Below are 16,151 nucleotides of genomic sequence, written 5' to 3' on the forward strand. Positions count from 1 at the left end.
CCCGGCCCGCCCCTCTACCCTCGGCCTATGCGCGACGCGTACACGGACCAACTCGACGAGCTGGCGGGGGCCCTCGCCGGCATGTGCGAGGACGTCGCGACCGCGATGGAGAAGGCCACCCGCGCGCTGCTCGAGGCGGACCTCAAGCTGGCCGAGCAGGTCATCGACGAGGACCTGAAGATCGACGAGATCCGGCACGCCGCCGAGGAGAAGGCCTTCGCCCTGCTCGTCCTGCAGGCCCCGGTCGCCACCGACCTGCGGATCGTCGTGTCCGCGATCCACGGCGCGGGGGACATCGAGCGCATGGGCGATCTGGCGCTGCACGTGGCACAGGCCGCGCGGCGCCGACACCCGCAGCCCGTCCTGCCCGCGGAGATCGCCCCGTACTTCGCCGAGATGGGGCGGATCGGTGTGGAGCTGGCGCGCAAGGCCGTCTCGGTGATCGAGACCCGCGACCTCGCCGCCGCCGCGGAGCTCGAGTCGGACGACGACGCGATGGACGACCTGCACAAGCACATGTTCACGGTGCTGATGGACCGCAACTGGGACCACGGCGTCGAGGCGGCCGTGGACGTCACCCTGCTGGCCCGGTTCTACGAGCGCTACGCCGACCACGCCGTCGCCGTCGCGCGGCGGATCGTCTACGTGATCACCGGACAGATGCCGGGCCCGCTCGCGGTTTGAGCGGATCCCGCCGGGGGCACACCGGTCGCATGTCGAGTCACGTGTACCGGGTCACCGAGATCGTGGGCACCTCCCCCGACAGCGTCGACGACGCCATCCGCAACGGGGTTCAGCGGGCGTCGCAGACGTTGCGGGAGATGGACTGGTTCGAGGTGACCGAGATACGCGGACACCTCCAGGAGGGCGCGGTCGAGTACTTCCAGGTCGGGCTCAAGGTCGGCTTCCGCCTGGAGGAGTAGGCACCTCCCGGCGTTCACCGACCGTTCATCCGGTCTCGCCCGCCCGTTGGCCGGGCGCTCCGTACGCTGGGCCCGTGCGGCGGGAGACCATGGCGGAGAACATCGCCGCCCTGCAGGCGATGCTCGGTGAGCTCGCGGACGCCGTGGTCGTCGCCTTCCGCGGGGCCACCACCGCACTGCTCGACGGACGGGCCCGCGTGGCCGATCGCGTGATCGCGGGCGACCCGGAGCTGGACGATCTCCGGGCCCGCATCGAGGCGCTGGCCACCGAGACCATCACGATCTTCGCGCCCGTCGGGCCGGACATGCGGATCCTGGTGTCCGCCATCCAGTCGGCCCACGAGCTGGAGCGGATGGGCGATCTCGCCCAGCACGTCGCCGAGATCGCGCAACGCCGGGCGCCGGAGCCCGCCGTCCCGTCGGTGGCCCACGACCTCTTCCGGGACTTCAGCGCGCAGGCGATCGCCATGGTCGCCAAGTCCGCGCAGGTCCTGCGCACGCGCAACGTCGTCCTCGCGCTCGAGCTCGAGCAGGACGACGACCGGGTGGACGCCCTGCACCGGGAGCTGTTCGCCCTGATGTTCGGCGAGCAGTGGACCTGCGGCATCCCCGCCGCGGTGGACGTCACGCTGCTGGCGAGGTTCTACGAGCGGATCGCCGACCACGCCGTCGCGCTGTCCGAGCGCACGGTCTATGAAGTGACCGGGCGCCACCCCGAATCCCTGCAGCTCTGAACCCGTGAGCGGCGATCGTCGCCATGGCGACGATCGCCGCTCACGGGTCGGGGGTCAGCCGAAGCGGCCGCTCACGTAGTCCTCGGTCGCCTTCTGCGTGGGCTGACTGAAGATCGTCTTGGTCTCGTCCATCTCGACCAGCTTGCCGGGCTTGCCGGTGCCCTCGATGTTGAAGAAGCCGGTGTAGTCGCTGACCCGCGCCGCCTGCTGCATGTTGTGGGTGACGATGACGATCGTGTAGTCGTTCTTCAGCTCGTTGATCAGGTCCTCGATCGCGAGCGTGGAGATGGGGTCCAGCGCCGAGCAGGGCTCGTCCATGAGCAGGACGTCCGGCTGCACCGCGATGGCCCGGGCGATGCAGAGCCGCTGCTGCTGGCCGCCGGAGAGCCCCGAGCCCGGCTTGTCCAGCCGGTCCTTGACCTCGTTCCAGAGGTTGGCGCCGCGCAGGGAGCGCTCGACGGTCTCGTCGAACTCCTTCCTGCTCGCCCGCTTGTTGTTCAGCTTCATGCCCGCGATCACGTTGTCGTAGATCGACATCGTGGGGAACGGGTTGGGGCGCTGGAACACCATGCCGATCTGGCGGCGCACGATCACCGGGTCCATGCCCGCGCCGTAGAGGTCCTGGCCGTCGAGCTCGAGCTTGCCCTCGACGTAGGCCCCGGCGATGACCTCGTGCATGCGGTTGATGGAGCGCAGGAACGTCGACTTGCCGCAGCCGGACGGGCCGATCAGGGCCGTGACCGTCTTCTTCTTGATCGACATGTTGACGCCCTCGACGGCGCGGAAGGACCCGTAGTAGATGTTGAGGTCCTTGGCCTCGATGTTCTTGCTCATGTGTCCAGTCCTCAGCGAGTCTTCGGCGCGAACGCGCGCGAGATGATCCGGGCGATGATGTTCAGCAGCATGACGATGACCATGAGGACCAGCGCCGCCGTCCACGCGCGGTCGAGGAACGGCTCGCGCGGGATGCCCGGCGCGACGTAGCTGTAGTAGGCGAAGACCGGCAGCGTCGCCATGCGGTCGTCGAACGGGTTGAGGTTCACGCCCGTCGTGATGCCGACGGCGATCAGCAGCGGCGCCGTCTCGCCGATGACCCGGGCGATGGCCAGCGTGATGCCGGTGGCGATGCCGCCCGCCGTCGTCGGGATGACGATCTTGAGGATGGTCTTCCACTTCGGCACGCCCAGCGCGTAGGAGGCCTCGCGCAGCTCGTTCGGGACGATCTTGAGCATCTCCTCGGTGGAGCGCACCACGATCGGGATCATCAGCACCGTCAGGGCGACGGCGCCCGCGAAGCCCATCCGGACCCCGGGGCCGACGATCAGCGCGAACAGGGCGTAGGCGAACAGGCCCGCGACGATGGACGGGATGCCCGTCATGACGTCGACGAAGAACGTGATCGCCTTCGCCAGCCTGCCCTTGCCGTACTCGACGAGGTAGACGGCCGTCAGCATGCCGATCGGGATCGACATGGCCGCCGCGAGGCCGGTGATGATCAGCGTGCCGAGGATGGCGTGGTAGGCGCCGCCGCCCTCGCCGACGACCCCGCGCATGGAGTAGGTGAAGAACTGGGCGTCGAACCGGGCGATGCCGTTCGACACGACCGTCCACAGCACGGAGACCAGGGGGATCATCGCCACGCCGAAGGCCGCGCTGACCACGACCGTGACCAGCCGGTCCGTCGCCTTGCGCGCCCCCTCCACCACCCGGGAGAGCACGTAGGTCGCCACCGCGAACAGCACGACGGTGAGGACGACCCACAGCCCGATGCTGAAGCCGGTCGCGGCCAGGATGCCGCCGACGACCAGGGCGGAGGCGACGAAGACGCCCCAGGCGGTGCCCTTCGGCAGGGTGCCCTTGGCCTTCGGGAGGAGATCGGGCGAAGCGGGAAGGTCGAGTTCGGGGCCCTGCGTCACGGTGTCGGTGCGTTCGGTTCCGGTGGACATGTCAGTTCGCTCCGGAGAACTCGCTGCGGCGGTTGACGATGTAGCGGGCGAGCATGTTGACCGCCAGCGTGACCAGGAAGAGCACCAGGCCGGAGGCGATCAGCACGTTCACCCCGAGGCCCGAGGCCTCCGGGAACTGCAGCGCGATGTTCGCGGCGATCGAGGACGGGTTGCCCGAGCTGACCAGGTTGAACGTGACCACGCCGGACACCGACAGCACGATCGCGACGGCCATCGTCTCGCCGAGCGCGCGCCCCAGACCGAGCATGGCCCCCGAGATCAGCCCGGACCGGCCGAAGGGCAGCACCGCCATCTTGATCATCTCCCAGCGGGTGGCGCCGAGAGCCAGTGCGGCCTCCTCGTGCAGCCGGGGCGCCTGCAGGAACACCTCGCGGGCGACCGCGGTGATGATCGGCAGGATCATGACGGCCAGCACGAGGCCCGCGACGAGCATCGTGCGGCCGGTCGCCGAGACCGGGCCCGCGAACAGCGGGATCCAGCCGAGGTAGTCGTTCAGCCAGGTCATCAGGCCGACGGAGGCCGGGGCGAGCACGCCGACCCCCCACAGGCCGTAGACGATCGAGGGCACCGCGGCGAGCAGGTCGACGAGGTAGCCGAGCCCCTGGGCGATCCGGCGCGGCGCGTAGTGGCTGATGAACAGGGCGACGCAGATCGCCAGCGGGGTGGCGATGACCAGCGCGATCAGGGCGCTGAGCAGCGTCCCGAACAGCAGCGGCCAGATGTAGACGGCGAGGTTGTGCTCACCGGGCAGCTCGGACGCGGGCGCGACGAGCGCCGGGAACGCCTCGGTGAGCAGGAAGGCGGCGACGCCCGCGAGGACGACGAGGATCAGGATCCCCGCACCCTTCGCCGATCCGGCGAAGACGCGGTCACCCAGCTGCGTGACCGGTCTGGCGGTGCGCGGCGTGGGCGTCACTTCGGTTGTGGTCACGACGTTCCCTCGGGGCTGGGCGGACGGGGGCGACTACGGGCTCGAGCCCCGGTCGTCGTCACGGGCGCGTGACGACGACCGGGGCTCCGGAGCGTCGGCTCAGCCGGCGGCCTTGATGCCGTCGACCACCGGGGTGATCTGCGAACGGAGCGTGTCCGACAGCGGCGCGGAGCCCGCGGCCTGCGCGGCGGCCTGCTGGCCCTCCGGGCTGATCACGTAGGACAGGAACGCCTTGGTCAGGTCGGCCTGCGCGGCGTCCGGGTACTGCGGGCACGCGAGCAGGTAGGAGACCAGGACCACGGGGTACGTGCCCGCGGAGTCCGTGGTGCGGTTGAGCTTGTAGGCGAACGAGGTGTCGCCCTGGCCGGCGACCCGCTCCGACTCCTCCAGGATCTTCGCGGCGGCCTCGGGCGTCGGGCCCACGTAGTCGGCGCCGACCTTGACGTTGGCCTTGCCGAGCTGACCGGCCTGGCTGGCGTCGGCGTAGCCGATCGTCCCCTGGCCGCCCTGGACCGCGCCGATGACACCGGAGGTGCCCTGCGCGGCCTCGCCGCCCTGGATCGGCCACTCGCCCTTGGCGTCGTACGACCAGGCGTCCGGCGCCGCGGCCTTGAGATACTCGGTGAAGTTCTGGGTGGTGCCCGACTCGTCGGAGCGGTGCACGGGCGTGATCGCGGTGGCCGGGAGGGCCACGCCCGGGTTGTCCGCGGCGATGGCCGGGTCGTTCCAGGTGGTGATCGTGCCGGCGAAGATCCCCGCGACCGCGGCGGGCGAGAGGTTCAGGTTCGAGACGCCCTGGAGGTTGTAGACGACGGCGATCGGCGAGACGTAGTTCGGGACCTCGATGACGTTGCCACCACAGCGGGTCTTGGCGTCGGCCAGCTGCTGGTCCTTCAGGTAGGCGTCGGAGCCCGCGAAGGCGACACCGCCCTGCACGAACTGGGTGCGGCCACCGCCGGAGCCCACCGGGTCGTAGTTGACGGTGGCGCCGGAGTTGGCGCCGGTGAACCCGGCGATCCAGGCCTGCATGGCGGCCTGCTGCGAGCTGGCGCCCGCGCCGGAGATGGTGCCGGAGACGCTGGACTCCGCGGCCCCACCGGAGGACGAGCCGCCCTCGTTCGCCGCGCCGCAGCCGGCGAGGAAGAGGGCGCCGGTGGCGAGGGCGCCGACGGCGGCGACGCGCGAGCGGCTGATGGTCTTCACTGCTGGTTCCTCCGAGGTTCGGGTGCGACGCCCGGGGTCGTCGGCGCCGCAGCGAACGGCCGCGTCTGCGGCCTCTCGGCGGGAGACGCTAAGCGGACCCGGTGGACGGACCCCCCACGGAAGATGAACGGGGAATGAACAGGTTCCCCGGTCGGGTGATGGCCACTCTCCCGTCTCCGGAGCGTGACATCGCCGCGACCACGGCGGACACGCCCCGTGCCCGGTCGATCGCGCTCAGCCGCGGTGGTACATCACATCGGAGGTGTGGACGACGAACCCGAGCTTCTCGTACACCCGCACGGCGGGCGCGTTGTCCGACTCGACGTAGAGCAGCACGGTGTCCAGCCCGCGCTCGGCGAGATGGTGCAGGCCGGCCAGCGTGAGCACGCGACCGAGCCCGCGGCCGTGCGCGGCGGGATCGACCCCGAGGACGTACACCTCGCCCATGACGGGATCGGTCTCGTGGTGGACCTTGGTCCAGTGGTAGCCGAGCAGGGTGCCCTGCTCGTCCTCGGCGAGCAGGAACCCGGCCGGGTCGAACCAGCTCTCGCCCTCGCGCTCGGTCACCTGCGCGGTGGTCCAGCCGCCCTGCTCGGGGTGCCAGTCGAACGCGGCGTTGTTCACCCGGAGGAACTCGTCCTCGTCCTGCCCCACGACGAACGGCCGGATCGTGATCCCCTCGGGGACGACCAGCTCGGGCAGCGCCCCGCCGGTGCGGCGCATCTGGAGCAGGACCCGGGTGCGGGTCAGGCCGTGGGACGCGGCGAGCGCGGCCGCGGCGGGGAGGTCGCCGTGGGCCCAGACGTCGAGGGTGGGGCCGATGCCCAGCAGCCCCTCGAGCAGGGCGGCGCCGACGCCCCGGCCGCGATGGTCGGGGTGGACCGCGAGCTCGGCGGCATCCCGGTCCCGCTGCGCGTACCCGACGACCGCGCCGTCCTCCTCGGCGAGCAGGTGCGCCACCCGGGGCCGGGCGCGGCCGTTCAGATTGATCACGAACTGCTCGGAGAGCGGCTCCCGCCCGTCGGCGGCCGTGGCCGCCTCGGCCAGGGCGCGGACCGCGGCCGCACTCGTCGGATCCACCTCGGCCACCCGCCGGACAGCACTCACCCCGGCGACCTTACGCGGCCCGCCGGGGCGAGAGGGGGATCAGGAGTGGATCAGCAACGGATCAGTGGAACTGCACCGGTGAGCGGCGCAGACCGGCCCGCTCCACCGCGCGGTCACCCGCTCGGTCGTCGTCCCCGTCGTCCGAGTCCTCGGCGACGCCGCCCGCGGGCACACCCAGCCCGGCGCGGCCGGGGCGGACGAACTTGTAGCCCACGTTCCGGACCGTGCCGATCATCTGCTCGTGCTCGGGGCCGAGCTTGGCCCGCAGCCGCCGCACGTGCACGTCCACGGTGCGGGTGCCACCGAAGAAGTCGTAGCCCCAGACCTCCTGCAGCAGCTGGGCGCGGGTGAACACCCGGCCCGCGTGCTGCGCGAGGTACTTGAGCAGCTCGAACTCCTTGTAGGTCAGCTCGAGCAGGCGGCCCTTGAGCCGGGCGGCGTAGGTCGCCTCGTCGATCACGAGCTCGCCGAGCACGAGGGCGCCGCCGGAGCTGGCGGCGTCCGCACCGGGGCGGGACTTGAGCAGCCGCAGCCGCGCGTCGACCTCCGCGGGCCCGGCGGACGGGAGCAGGATCTCGTCGACCACCCACTCGCCGGAGACGGCGACGAGGCCGCCCTCGTTGAGCACGGCGATGACGGGAACGTCGGTGCCGGTGCTGCCGAGCAGGCGGCACAGGCTGCGGGCGGCCACCAGGTCGGTCCGCGCGTCGACCAGGACCGCGTCGTGCGGGCCCGCGTCGAGCAGGGCGGCGACCTCGGGCGCGGCCGTCCGGACGCCGTGCGGGAGCAGGGCGAGCGCGGGCAGGACAGTGCCGGGGTCCGTGTCCGCAGTCAGCAGGAGCAGTTCCACCGCCGCCTCCTCTCCACCGGAAGTGTCGCGGACGCCACGCCCGGCGTCCGTCGAAACTGTGCGCGGGGGGCGACGGTGACCGTCCGCTCGCTCCGCGCGACCCGGCGGGTCCGTCACGCGGATCGGGTCAGGATAGACAACAGGACGCGCCGAGCACGAGACAAGCGACTCGGCTCACGCCGAACGGCAGGCTCGTGCGCTGCGGGAACGCCGGAGCGTCAGCACCCCCGTCACCCGTTCGCGAGCGTCCTGACCTGCGGCGCGACCGGCGTCCCCCGGTCCCGGTGACGGGCCCCGACGGCGCGGACTCTAGATTCACCGGTTGTTCCGACCGGAGGTCCCACGTGCTGAAACGCCTGATCATCACGGTCCTGGTGCTCGCCGGGGTCCTGGTGGCCGCCGACTACGCCGCCGCGGCGGCGGCCGAGTCGGTCGTCTCCCGCCAGCTGCGGGAGCGGCTCGACCTGGCGGACGACCCGAACGTCCGCATCAACGGCTTCCCGTTCCTGACCCAGGCGGTCGCGGGCGAGTACGGCTCGATCGAGCTCACCGCGGACCGGCTCAAGGTCGGCGACCTGCAGAACGTGCAGCTGCGCGCCAACCTGCACGACGTGCAGGCGCCGCTGTCCGGGCTGCTCGGCTCGGGCACCCCCGGGCTGCGCGTCGGGACCGCCGAGGGCGCGGCCCGCGTGGGCGCCGACGACATCAACCGGATGCTGCCCGGGATCGACCGGCTCTCACTGGGCAACGTCGACGCCAACGCGATCGCGGACCTGATCACCGACGGCGCGGACCCCTCCCTGCGCGCCCTGGACCCCGAGTCGGTCGCCCGGATCTCCGGGGACGTGCCGGTCGGCGGCGGCCGGACCGAGTCCGTCGTCGTGTTCGCGGAGCTGCAGGTCGCCGACGGCGCGATGCGCGTCGTCCCGCGGGTCGTGCGGGACTCCTCGGGCGACGAGCTGCCCGAACCCGTGGCGTCGATCGTGCGGCAGACCTTCGCGCTGCGGGTCGACCCGGGCGGACTGCCGTTCGGGGTGGTGCCCACGACCCTGCAGGTCCGGGACGGCACGCTGGAGATCGCGGGCGAGGCGTCGGACGTCGTCATCGGCGCGGCGCCGGGGACCGTCGTAGGCTGATTCCGTGGTCGGTCTCCTCGTCCTGGTCGGGGTCCTCGCCGCGGCGACCGCGGTGGGCCTGGTGCTGCGGTCGCGTGCGGGCCGGGTGCGCACCACCGCACGCCCCGCCGCGCCGAACGGGTGGGACCTGGCGGGCACGCCCGCGGGCGACGCGCGGTTCCTGCTGCTGCAGCTGTCCTCGCCCATCTGCACGCCGTGCCGGCAGACCGCCGTTCTGCTCTCCGGAGTGGCCGCGCAGGACCCCGGTGTGCGGCACGTCGAGATCGACGTCGCCGACCGGCCGGACGTCGCCCGCGAGCTGTCCGTGATGCGCACGCCCACCACGATCGGGTTCGACCGGACCGGACGCGAGGTGCTGCGGATCTCCGGGGTGCCCCGCCGCGGCGAGCTGGTCACGGCCCTGGAAAGGTGATCTCCCGCCCACCTTGTGGGATCGGTGGGATGTGACGCGCACATTTCGGATACCCTCACCCCCGTGAACTGGCCGCTGACCAAACGCCGCGCAGTAGACCTGTGCCGCGTGGCCGGCTGCCTGTGTCGTTCCTGAAGAACCCGGTACCCCCCACCGTCTTCAGGAGTTCCCCATGTCCGCACCCGACGGGCCGCTGGACCCACGTGGAGTGCGCTTCGCCGCGATCGTGACCACGGTCGTGCTCGCGCTCGTCCTGCTCAGCGGCAGTGGCTGGTTGGCCCTGGCGCAGACGCTGGTGTTCGCGCTCGGCGCGTTCGCCGGAATGCGCTTCACCCCCTACGGCGTGCTCTACCGGCTCGTCGTGGCCCCGCGCCTGGGCCCGCCCGCCGAGCGGGAGCCCGCGGCCCCGGTCCGGTTCAGCCAGCTGGTCGGGTTCGTGTTCGCCGCGGTCGGCACGGTCGGCTACCTCGCCGGGCTGCCCGTCCTGGGGATCGTCGCCATCGCGTTCGCGCTGGCGGCCGCGTTCCTGAACGCGGCGTTCGGGTACTGCCTCGGCTGCGAGATGTACGGGCTGCTGGCCCGCGCCCGCGCCTGATCACCCCCACTTCGTTCGCACCACACATCGACACACACAGGAGTGACATTTCCATGAGCCGCGAGGACGTCCTGGTCACCGCCGACTGGGCGGAGAAGAACCTGGGCACCGAGGGCATCGTGTTCCTCGAGGTCGACGAGGACACCACCGCCTACGACGGCGGCCACCTCCCGGGTGCCGTCAAGATCAACTGGACCACCGAGCTGCAGGACGAGGTCCGCCGCGACATCCCGACGCAGGAGCAGTTCTCCGCGCTGCTGTCGGCCAAGGGCGTGAAGAACGACGACCTGGTGATCCTGTACGGCGGCAACAACAACTGGTTCGCGGCCTACGCGTACTGGGAGTTCAAGCTCTACGGGCACGAGAACGTCAAGCTGCTCGACGGCGGCCGCAAGAAGTGGGAGCTCGACGGTCGCACCCTGACCACCGAGGTCCCCTCCCGCGAGGCCACCACCTACAGCGCCAAGCCCGCCGACGACTCGATCCGCGCCAAGCGGGACGAGGTCGTGGACGCCATCGGGAACAAGAACCTGGTCGACGTCCGCTCGCCCGACGAGTTCTCCGGCAAGATCCTGGCGCCCGCCCACCTGCCGCAGGAGCAGTCGCAGCGGCCGGGGCACATCCCGTCGGCGATCAACATCCCGTGGTCGAAGGCGGCCAACGAGGACGGCACGTTCAAGTCGGACGAGGACCTCACCGCGCTCTACGGCGAGGCCGGCTTCGACGCGGGCAAGTCGACCATCGCGTACTGCCGCATCGGCGAGCGCTCCTCGCACACGTGGTTCGTGCTCCGCGAGCTGCTCGGCCACGACGACGTCAAGAACTACGACGGCAGCTGGACCGAGTACGGCTCGCTGATCGGCGTCCCGATCGAGCTGGGTGCGCGCTGATGTGCGGCGCTCCCGACCAGGCCGTGGCGCTGCCCGCGGGCACGGACCTGACCAAGGAGACCGTCCTCGCGGGGCGGGTCGTGGCGGACGGCAGCCCGGTGGGCGGCGCATTCGTGCGGCTGCTCGACGGGACCGGCGAGTTCACCGCCGAGGTCGTGTCCTCGGCGTCCGGTGACTTCCGGTTCTTCGCCGCGCCGGGCACCTGGACCGTCCGCGCGCTGTCGCGGCGGGGCAACGGCGAGTCGGTGCTGACCCCGGAGGCGCCCGGCCTGCACCAGACCGAGATCGCGGTCGCCTGACGCCACCCTCGTGACACGCCCCGGCGGGCTCCCGCCGGGGCGTTTCACTATGCTCGCCCGCCGTGCACTGGTTCTACACCGTGCTGCTGATCGCGGCGAGTCTCGGCACCGTGGCGTTCACCGGCGCCCTCCTGCGTCGGCTCTTCACCACCGCGCCCGACGCCGCCGCCGCGCTCGCGGCCCACCCCACCGAGGATCCCCCGGAGGAGCCCTCCGCATGACCGAACCCGACGTGCCCACCACCATCACCGGCCCCGCCAACGCCGCGCCGGACTCCCCGCAGCGCAACCGCCCGCAGTGGACGGACCTGCCCGTCGAGGACGACACCGCCAACCTGCGGCTGGGCCCGAGCCTGCACGACCAGTGCCTGCCGCTGCTGCCGCTGATCGGCGTGTGGCGCGGCACCGGCGAGGTCGTCTACCCCACGATCGACGGCCCGTTCCACTTCGGGCAGCAGCTGGTCTTCGCCCACGACGGGCGGCCCTTCGTGTCCTACGAGGCCCGGGCCTGGCTGCTCGACGAGGACGGCGGCGTGATCCGCCAGGCCGCCCGCGAGACCGGGTTCTGGCGGCCGCAGGAGGACGGGTCGCTCGAGGTCCTGATCGCCCACCACACCGGCATCATCGAGGCCTGGTACGGGGACAAGGGCGACCTGCGGTCCTGGGAGATCGCCACCGATGCGGTCGTCCGGACCCCGTCGGCCAAGGACGTCACCGCGGCGAAGCGGCTCTACGGCCTCGTCAACCAGGGCGACCTCGCCTACGTGGACGAGCGGGCCATGCAGGGCCAGCCGATGCAGCCGCACATGTCCGCGCTGCTGCACCGGGTGGTGGGTTAGGGCCCTACCGCGGGTCTCCGAGCAGCTCGGTGACCTCGCCGGGCTCCAGGCCCGCCAGCCGGGCGACCTGGTCGCACGACAGGCCCGCGTCCGCCAGCCTGCGGACGACGGCGCCGAGCTCCACGCGCTGCACCCGCATGGCCTCGGCGATCCTGGCCAGCTCCTCCTGCTGCGACTGCAGGTCCACGGCGGCGCCGACCGCGCGCACCGGGTCGTCCAGCAGCACGGCGAGCAGCCGGTCGCGGGCGTCGCCGCGGCGCGGATCCACCGCCTGACCCGCCTGCGCGGCGCGGGCGCGGGCCGCGAGGGCCTGCTGCACGGCGTTCGCGACGGCGGGGCTGGAGCCGGTGCGGTCCTCCTCGGCGCGGGGCGGGACGACCGGCCAGGCGCGGGCCGGGGTCGCCGCCGAGGCGTCCCCGGCGGCGTCGGGGGTGGGGGTGCTGTCCGGGTCGGGCGTGCTCGCCGCGGGCCGGTCACTGTCGGCGGGGGCCTGGTCCTCGTCGGGGGTGGTGGGCTCGGCGGACCCGGTGAGTCCGGTGGGCTCGCTCGGCTCGCTCGGCTCGCTCGGCTCCGTGGACCCGGTGGTGTCGGCGGACTCGGCCTGACGGCTCTGCGCGGCCGCGACCGTCGGGCCCGCCACAGCGGCGAGGCCGGCCGCACCCGCGGCCCCCAGGGCCGCGAGCTGCGCCGCGGACGGGCGCTCGTCGGCCGGGGCCGTGCCCTCGGTCGGGACATCGGTCGAGACGTCGCTCGGGACGTCGCTCGGGACGTCGCTCGGGACGTCGGGCGCGGCGTCGGGCGCGGCGTCGGGCGAGCGGTCGGCGACGGGTTCGGGGGCCGCGGCGTCCGGGGTGCTCGGCGGAGTGTCACCCACAGGAGCCCCAGAGTCCGCCTGCGCGGCCCGCGGTGTCGGGCTGGGGTGGGGAGCGGGAGGTGTGGTCTGCGGGACGGCAGGGGCGCTCTCAGCCGCCCGCACCGGCGTGGCGTCGGGAGTCGCGCTCTCCTGCTCGGCGGGCGGCGGGTCGGCGGCGAGGGCGGCCTGCCGGGCCGCCTCCTCGGCGGCCGCGCGGTGGGCGCGGGCCCGGGCGAGCAGGACGTCGGACTGCACCGGGAGCGGCGCGGTGTCCGCCTCACGCACCGCGACCATGTCCGCGACCGTCACCGGGCGGCTCCCGCTCTGCGCGAGCGGCGCCGCGGATGCGGCGGGCGCGGGCGCGCCGATGAGCGCGGGCTCGGGGCCGTCGACGGACTCCCCGGTCCAGTCCGCGTGGGTGGGTTCGGTCGCCGCCACCGGCCGCTTCCGGGCACGTGCCGCGCGCACCACGACGATCAGGATCGCGATGACCAGTGCCGCGGCCCCGACACCCAGCGGTACGAGGACGTCGGCCGAGAACGCCTGCTGCATGGCCGGGAACGCTACGCCGACCTATGTCACAGTGCGCAACTAGTCTTATCCGGAGCGTGACCCCGAGGACGACCGGTCGGTGCGCGCGCCCGCCTCGGCGGACGCCGATCCGGAACGATCGCCGGACGGGGGACCGCCGCGACCCTCGTCCGGCTGCCCTGACCTGCCGTTTCGTGGCGTGGAGCCGCCCTCGGACGGCGCCTGGGCCGGACGCACGGCGCTCACCCGGACGGTCTCCGACGCGCCGTCGGCCGGTCGAGCGGCCGCGCTGTCACTCTTCGTGTCCGGCGTGTCGCGCGGCGTGTTCTTCCCGGCGGGGCCGGACTTTTCATCCGATTCGGTGTCCCCGGATCGCTGCACGGTGGACACCGCCATGGTGCGGTCCGGCTCGACCGAGCGGGCGGTGGGCGCCTCGTCGTCCGCGGGCCGGAACAGGTCACCGGCGTCCGGGCGGCGCACCGCGGTGGTCTCGTCGCTGCTGCCGGACGCCTCCGACGCGGGCTTCGGACGCGGGCGCGGACGGGGCTGCTCGTCCCGCGGGGCGCGCTCGCCCTCGCGCGCCTCGGCCTGCCGCTCCGCCGGGCGCGGACGCGGCGCACCGGCGGCCCCGCCACCCGAGGCGGGCGGGGTCACGGCGAACCGGGCGGTCGGCGCGGCGAGCATGCCCTCGAGCTGTCCGCGCAGGCGGGTCAGCTCGGCCACCACGGCGTCCCGCTGGCGGTGCAGCTCGCCCAGCTCGGTGCGCAGGCTCTCGCTCTCCTGGCGCGACGAGTCGTGCACCGCGGACGCGTCCCGCCGGGCGGCCGCGCGGATCTCCGCGGCCTCCTCCTCGGCGGCCTGCAGGATGCTCTGCATGCGGTCGGTGAAGGAGCCGATCATGTCCGGCGACTCCGCCGGGGCGCCGGGGCGCGGGCGCGGCGTGGGGCGCGGACGCCCGCCGGGCTGCGGACCGCCGGGCGGCATCGGCCCGGGACCCATGCCCGGCGGCGGGCCGACCACGGGGAACGGCTGACTGCGGGCGGCGTCGAGATCGGCGCGCATGCGGGCGAGGACGCGCTGCAACCGCGCGACGTGCTCGTCCACCTGCCTCCGGTCGTAGCCGCGGAGGACGACGTCGAACCGCGGGGCTCCGAGCGCGCGCTCTCCCCCATCTGCGGTGGTCATGACCTGCACCTTCCGTCGCCGCCCCACCCGTTCATCTCGCCGAGGGTAGGGAGATCCGTACTCTCCATGAGGAGCGTTCACCCTAACGGAGCATGTTCGTGCGGGGCCACTCCCCGGCTGAGCGCGAACTGTGGACAACTCCTCCTCCTGCGTCCCGACCAGGGACCCCGGGTCCGCCCGCAGGCCTACCATCGAGCCGTGGACACCACGCTGAAGTCGACCCTGCACCGCAAGGGCCTGCGGATGACGCCCCAGCGCCAGCTGGTGCTCGAGGCGGTGCGGGAGCTGGGTCACGCCACACCGGAGCAGATCTGCGCCCGCGTGCAGAGCGCCGCGCCCGCGGTGAACATCACCACCGTCTACCGCACGCTGGACCTGCTCGAGGAGCTCCGGCTGGTGCGGCACACCCACCTCGGGCACGGCGCACCGAAGTACTCGGAGCGCGAGCACGAGCACGTCCACCTCGTGTGCCACTCCTGCGGGTCGGTCGTCGAGGCGCCCACCGAGGTGATGGAGGAGCTCGCGGCCCAGCTCCGGGCCAAGCAGGGCTTCGTACTGGACGTCACGCACGTGGCGCTGTCGGGGCGGTGCGCCGAGTGCGCCACCGCCGAGGAGGCGGAATGACCGAGGCCGAGATCGTCGTCGTGCCCGACCCGGACGAGGCGGTGCCCGCCCACCGCGGGGACCCGCCCGCCGAGCAGCGTGCGATGGCACGCACCGCCGCGGTGGTGGACCGCTCGCACCGCGGCGTGATCGCGGTGCCCGGCGAGGAGCGGCTGAGCTGGCTCCACCTGCTGCTCAGCCAGCACGTCAGCGCGCTGCCGGAGGGCTCGGGGACCGAGGCGCTGATCCTGGACGCGCAGGGGCGCGTGCTGCACCACATGGTGGTGTCGCACGTCGGGGACACCGTGTGGCTGGACACCGACCAGGCCGATCTGCCCGAGCTGCTCGCCTACCTGCAGAAGATGGTCTTCTGGTCGAAGGTCGAACCGCGGGACGCCACGGGTGAGCTGGCCGTGCTCTCGATCGTCGGCCCGGAGACGGCGTCGGTGCTGGCGAAGGCGGGCGTCCCCGTGCCGGAGGGCGCCCACGCGAGCGCCGCGTTGCCCGGGGGCGGTGTCGTCCGGCGGATGCCGTGGCCGGGGCCGGATGCGGCGGACCTGCTGGTCCCGCGGGCCGAGCAGGCGGCCTGGTGGGAGCGGCTCACCGCGGCGGGCGCCCGCCCGGCGGGGACGATGGCCTTCGAGGCGCTGCGGGTGGAGTCCCGCAGGCCCCGGGTCCACCTGGACACCGACGAGCGCACCATCCCGCACGAGGTCGACTGGATCCCGAGCGCCGTCCACCTCACCAAGGGGTGCTACCGCGGGCAGGAGACCGTCGCTCGGGTCGCCAACATGGGGCGCCCGCCGCGCAGGCTCGTCCGGCTGCTGCTCGATGCGGGGGACGAGGAGCTGCCCCTGCCCGGGGATCCCGTGCTGCGGGACGGGCGACCGGTCGGCCGTGTGGGAAGTGTCACACAGCACCACGAGCTCGGGCCGGTGGCGCTGGCGCTGCTCAAGCGGTCGGTCCCGGTGGACGCGCCGCTGACCGCGGGCGCGGAGGACCGGATCTCCCCCGCCGTCGTCGACGCGGACTCCTACGTGCCGGACGAGGAGGCGCCCCCGCCCGGGCGGGCCGCGCAGCTGCGGATCCGCTGA

General features: G+C 73.1%; 21 protein-coding genes. 13 read left to right on the top strand and 8 right to left on the bottom strand.

From position 1 onward, the window contains the following. Window positions 1-27: 27 nt before the first annotated feature. The 3 genes from phoU (BLS43_RS18245) to phoU (BLS43_RS18255) all read left to right on the top strand — a co-directional run bounded on the left by phoU (BLS43_RS18245) (window position 28) and on the right by phoU (BLS43_RS18255) (window position 1,657). The gene (phoU, locus tag BLS43_RS18245) at window positions 28-684 is read left to right on the top strand and encodes a phosphate signaling complex protein PhoU (protein WP_093086404.1); all 657 of its coding nucleotides are present in this window, start codon (window positions 28-30) and stop codon (window positions 682-684) included. A 29-nt stretch (window positions 685-713) separates the two neighbouring features. Further along, entirely contained in the window at window positions 714-923 is a 210-nt protein-coding gene (locus tag BLS43_RS18250) for a dodecin (RefSeq protein ID WP_093086407.1), read from the top strand. A gap of 74 nt (window positions 924-997) precedes the next feature. Then, window positions 998-1,657 carry a phosphate signaling complex protein PhoU gene (gene phoU, locus BLS43_RS18255; RefSeq protein WP_093086410.1) on the top strand — a complete coding sequence of 220 codons (660 nt, stop codon included), beginning with the start codon at window positions 998-1,000 and terminating at the stop codon, window positions 1,655-1,657. A gap of 54 nt (window positions 1,658-1,711) precedes the next feature. Here the strand turns inward: phoU (BLS43_RS18255) and pstB are convergent, their stop codons facing one another. The 6 genes from pstB to BLS43_RS18285 form a co-directional block, all read right to left on the bottom strand. Beyond that, window positions 1,712-2,491: a phosphate ABC transporter ATP-binding protein PstB gene (gene pstB / locus BLS43_RS18260; RefSeq protein ID WP_093086413.1), complete on the bottom strand. Its 780-nt coding sequence runs from the start codon at window positions 2,489-2,491 to the stop codon at window positions 1,712-1,714. Window positions 2,492-2,502: 11 nt separating this feature from the next. Further along, complete coding sequence (gene pstA, locus BLS43_RS18265) at window positions 2,503-3,603, bottom strand: phosphate ABC transporter permease PstA (RefSeq protein WP_093086415.1); 1,101 nt, start codon at window positions 3,601-3,603, stop codon at window positions 2,503-2,505. A gap of 1 nt (window position 3,604) precedes the next feature. Then, window positions 3,605-4,555: a phosphate ABC transporter permease subunit PstC gene (pstC, locus tag BLS43_RS18270; protein WP_176921401.1), complete on the bottom strand. Its 951-nt coding sequence runs from the start codon at window positions 4,553-4,555 to the stop codon at window positions 3,605-3,607. Between the two features lie 99 nt (window positions 4,556-4,654). Then, window positions 4,655-5,758 (bottom strand): phosphate ABC transporter substrate-binding protein PstS, encoded by a 1,104-nt coding sequence (gene pstS, locus BLS43_RS18275; RefSeq protein WP_093086420.1) that lies wholly within the window; start codon window positions 5,756-5,758, stop codon window positions 4,655-4,657. A 234-nt stretch (window positions 5,759-5,992) separates the two neighbouring features. Beyond that, a complete protein-coding gene (mshD, locus tag BLS43_RS18280) occupies window positions 5,993-6,865 on the bottom strand; it encodes a mycothiol synthase (protein WP_176921402.1) in 873 nt (290 codons plus the stop codon). A 61-nt stretch (window positions 6,866-6,926) separates the two neighbouring features. After that, entirely contained in the window at window positions 6,927-7,715 is a 789-nt protein-coding gene (locus tag BLS43_RS18285; protein ID WP_093086424.1) for a winged helix-turn-helix transcriptional regulator, read from the bottom strand. Between the two features lie 344 nt (window positions 7,716-8,059). On the opposite strand from BLS43_RS18285, the gene BLS43_RS18290 reads away from it, so the two are divergent. The 8 genes from BLS43_RS18290 to BLS43_RS18315 all read left to right on the top strand — a co-directional run bounded on the left by BLS43_RS18290 (window position 8,060) and on the right by BLS43_RS18315 (window position 11,885). Then, window positions 8,060-8,851 carry an LmeA family phospholipid-binding protein gene (locus BLS43_RS18290; RefSeq protein ID WP_176921403.1) on the top strand — a complete coding sequence of 264 codons (792 nt, stop codon included), beginning with the start codon at window positions 8,060-8,062 and terminating at the stop codon, window positions 8,849-8,851. Between the two features lie 4 nt (window positions 8,852-8,855). Beyond that, complete coding sequence (locus BLS43_RS18295; RefSeq protein WP_093086428.1) at window positions 8,856-9,263, top strand: thioredoxin family protein; 408 nt, start codon at window positions 8,856-8,858, stop codon at window positions 9,261-9,263. 63 nt (window positions 9,264-9,326) lie between these two features. Continuing rightward, window positions 9,327-9,398: an Ms5788A family Cys-rich leader peptide gene (locus BLS43_RS32075; protein ID WP_374205002.1), complete on the top strand. Its 72-nt coding sequence runs from the start codon at window positions 9,327-9,329 to the stop codon at window positions 9,396-9,398. 37 nt (window positions 9,399-9,435) lie between these two features. Next, window positions 9,436-9,858, top strand: a complete 423-nt coding sequence (locus BLS43_RS18300; protein ID WP_093086431.1) for a DUF4395 domain-containing protein — start codon at window positions 9,436-9,438, stop codon at window positions 9,856-9,858. 53 nt (window positions 9,859-9,911) lie between these two features. Continuing rightward, the gene (locus BLS43_RS18305) at window positions 9,912-10,748 is read left to right on the top strand and encodes a sulfurtransferase (RefSeq protein WP_093086433.1); all 837 of its coding nucleotides are present in this window, start codon (window positions 9,912-9,914) and stop codon (window positions 10,746-10,748) included. Further along, window positions 10,748-11,047 (top strand): DUF1416 domain-containing protein, encoded by a 300-nt coding sequence (locus tag BLS43_RS18310; protein WP_093086435.1) that lies wholly within the window; start codon window positions 10,748-10,750, stop codon window positions 11,045-11,047. Before BLS43_RS18305 ends, BLS43_RS18310 begins: the two co-directional genes overlap by 1 nt. Window positions 11,048-11,109: 62 nt before the next feature. After that, window positions 11,110-11,268, top strand: a complete 159-nt coding sequence (locus BLS43_RS30090) for a hypothetical protein (RefSeq protein ID WP_176921404.1) — start codon at window positions 11,110-11,112, stop codon at window positions 11,266-11,268. Beyond that, complete coding sequence (locus tag BLS43_RS18315; RefSeq protein WP_093086437.1) at window positions 11,265-11,885, top strand: heme-binding beta-barrel domain-containing protein; 621 nt, start codon at window positions 11,265-11,267, stop codon at window positions 11,883-11,885. The genes BLS43_RS30090 and BLS43_RS18315 overlap by 4 nt, the downstream gene beginning before the upstream one ends. A 4-nt stretch (window positions 11,886-11,889) precedes the next feature. Here BLS43_RS18315 and BLS43_RS18320 read toward each other — a convergent pair whose 3' ends face one another. Further along, complete coding sequence (locus BLS43_RS18320) at window positions 11,890-13,290, bottom strand: hypothetical protein (RefSeq protein WP_093086440.1); 1,401 nt, start codon at window positions 13,288-13,290, stop codon at window positions 11,890-11,892. A 45-nt stretch (window positions 13,291-13,335) separates the two neighbouring features. Next, the gene (locus tag BLS43_RS18325; RefSeq protein ID WP_143030112.1) at window positions 13,336-14,454 is read right to left on the bottom strand and encodes a hypothetical protein; all 1,119 of its coding nucleotides are present in this window, start codon (window positions 14,452-14,454) and stop codon (window positions 13,336-13,338) included. 198 nt (window positions 14,455-14,652) lie between these two features. On the opposite strand from BLS43_RS18325, the gene BLS43_RS18330 reads away from it, so the two are divergent. Beyond that, window positions 14,653-15,078 (top strand): Fur family transcriptional regulator, encoded by a 426-nt coding sequence (locus BLS43_RS18330; RefSeq protein ID WP_245707566.1) that lies wholly within the window; start codon window positions 14,653-14,655, stop codon window positions 15,076-15,078. Continuing rightward, on the top strand, window positions 15,075-16,151 hold the full coding sequence (gene ygfZ / locus BLS43_RS18335; protein ID WP_093086447.1) for a CAF17-like 4Fe-4S cluster assembly/insertion protein YgfZ: 1,077 nt from the start codon (window positions 15,075-15,077) through the stop codon (window positions 16,149-16,151). Before BLS43_RS18330 ends, ygfZ begins: the two co-directional genes overlap by 4 nt.

The organism is Pseudonocardia oroxyli (genome assembly GCF_900102195.1).
Lineage (GTDB): Bacteria > Actinomycetota > Actinomycetes > Mycobacteriales > Pseudonocardiaceae > Pseudonocardia > Pseudonocardia oroxyli.

Coding starts and splice junctions, on each gene's coding strand:
- BLS43_RS18305 (WP_093086433.1), top strand. CDS start 9,912: ATGAGCCGCGAGGACGTCCTGGTCACCGCCGACTGGGCGGAGAAGAAC.
- BLS43_RS18250 (WP_093086407.1), top strand. CDS start 714: ATGTCGAGTCACGTGTACCGGGTCACCGAGATCGTGGGCACCTCCCCC.
- BLS43_RS18310 (WP_093086435.1), top strand. CDS start 10,748: ATGTGCGGCGCTCCCGACCAGGCCGTGGCGCTGCCCGCGGGCACGGAC.
- pstA (WP_093086415.1), bottom strand. CDS start 3,603: ATGTCCACCGGAACCGAACGCACCGACACCGTGACGCAGGGCCCCGAA.
- ygfZ (WP_093086447.1), top strand. CDS start 15,075: ATGACCGAGGCCGAGATCGTCGTCGTGCCCGACCCGGACGAGGCGGTG.
- pstB (WP_093086413.1), bottom strand. CDS start 2,491: ATGAGCAAGAACATCGAGGCCAAGGACCTCAACATCTACTACGGGTCC.
- BLS43_RS18300 (WP_093086431.1), top strand. CDS start 9,436: ATGTCCGCACCCGACGGGCCGCTGGACCCACGTGGAGTGCGCTTCGCC.
- phoU (WP_093086404.1), top strand. CDS start 28: ATGCGCGACGCGTACACGGACCAACTCGACGAGCTGGCGGGGGCCCTC.
- BLS43_RS18315 (WP_093086437.1), top strand. CDS start 11,265: ATGACCGAACCCGACGTGCCCACCACCATCACCGGCCCCGCCAACGCC.
- BLS43_RS18320 (WP_093086440.1), bottom strand. CDS start 13,290: ATGCAGCAGGCGTTCTCGGCCGACGTCCTCGTACCGCTGGGTGTCGGG.
- BLS43_RS18325 (WP_143030112.1), bottom strand. CDS start 14,454: ATGACCACCGCAGATGGGGGAGAGCGCGCGCTCGGAGCCCCGCGGTTC.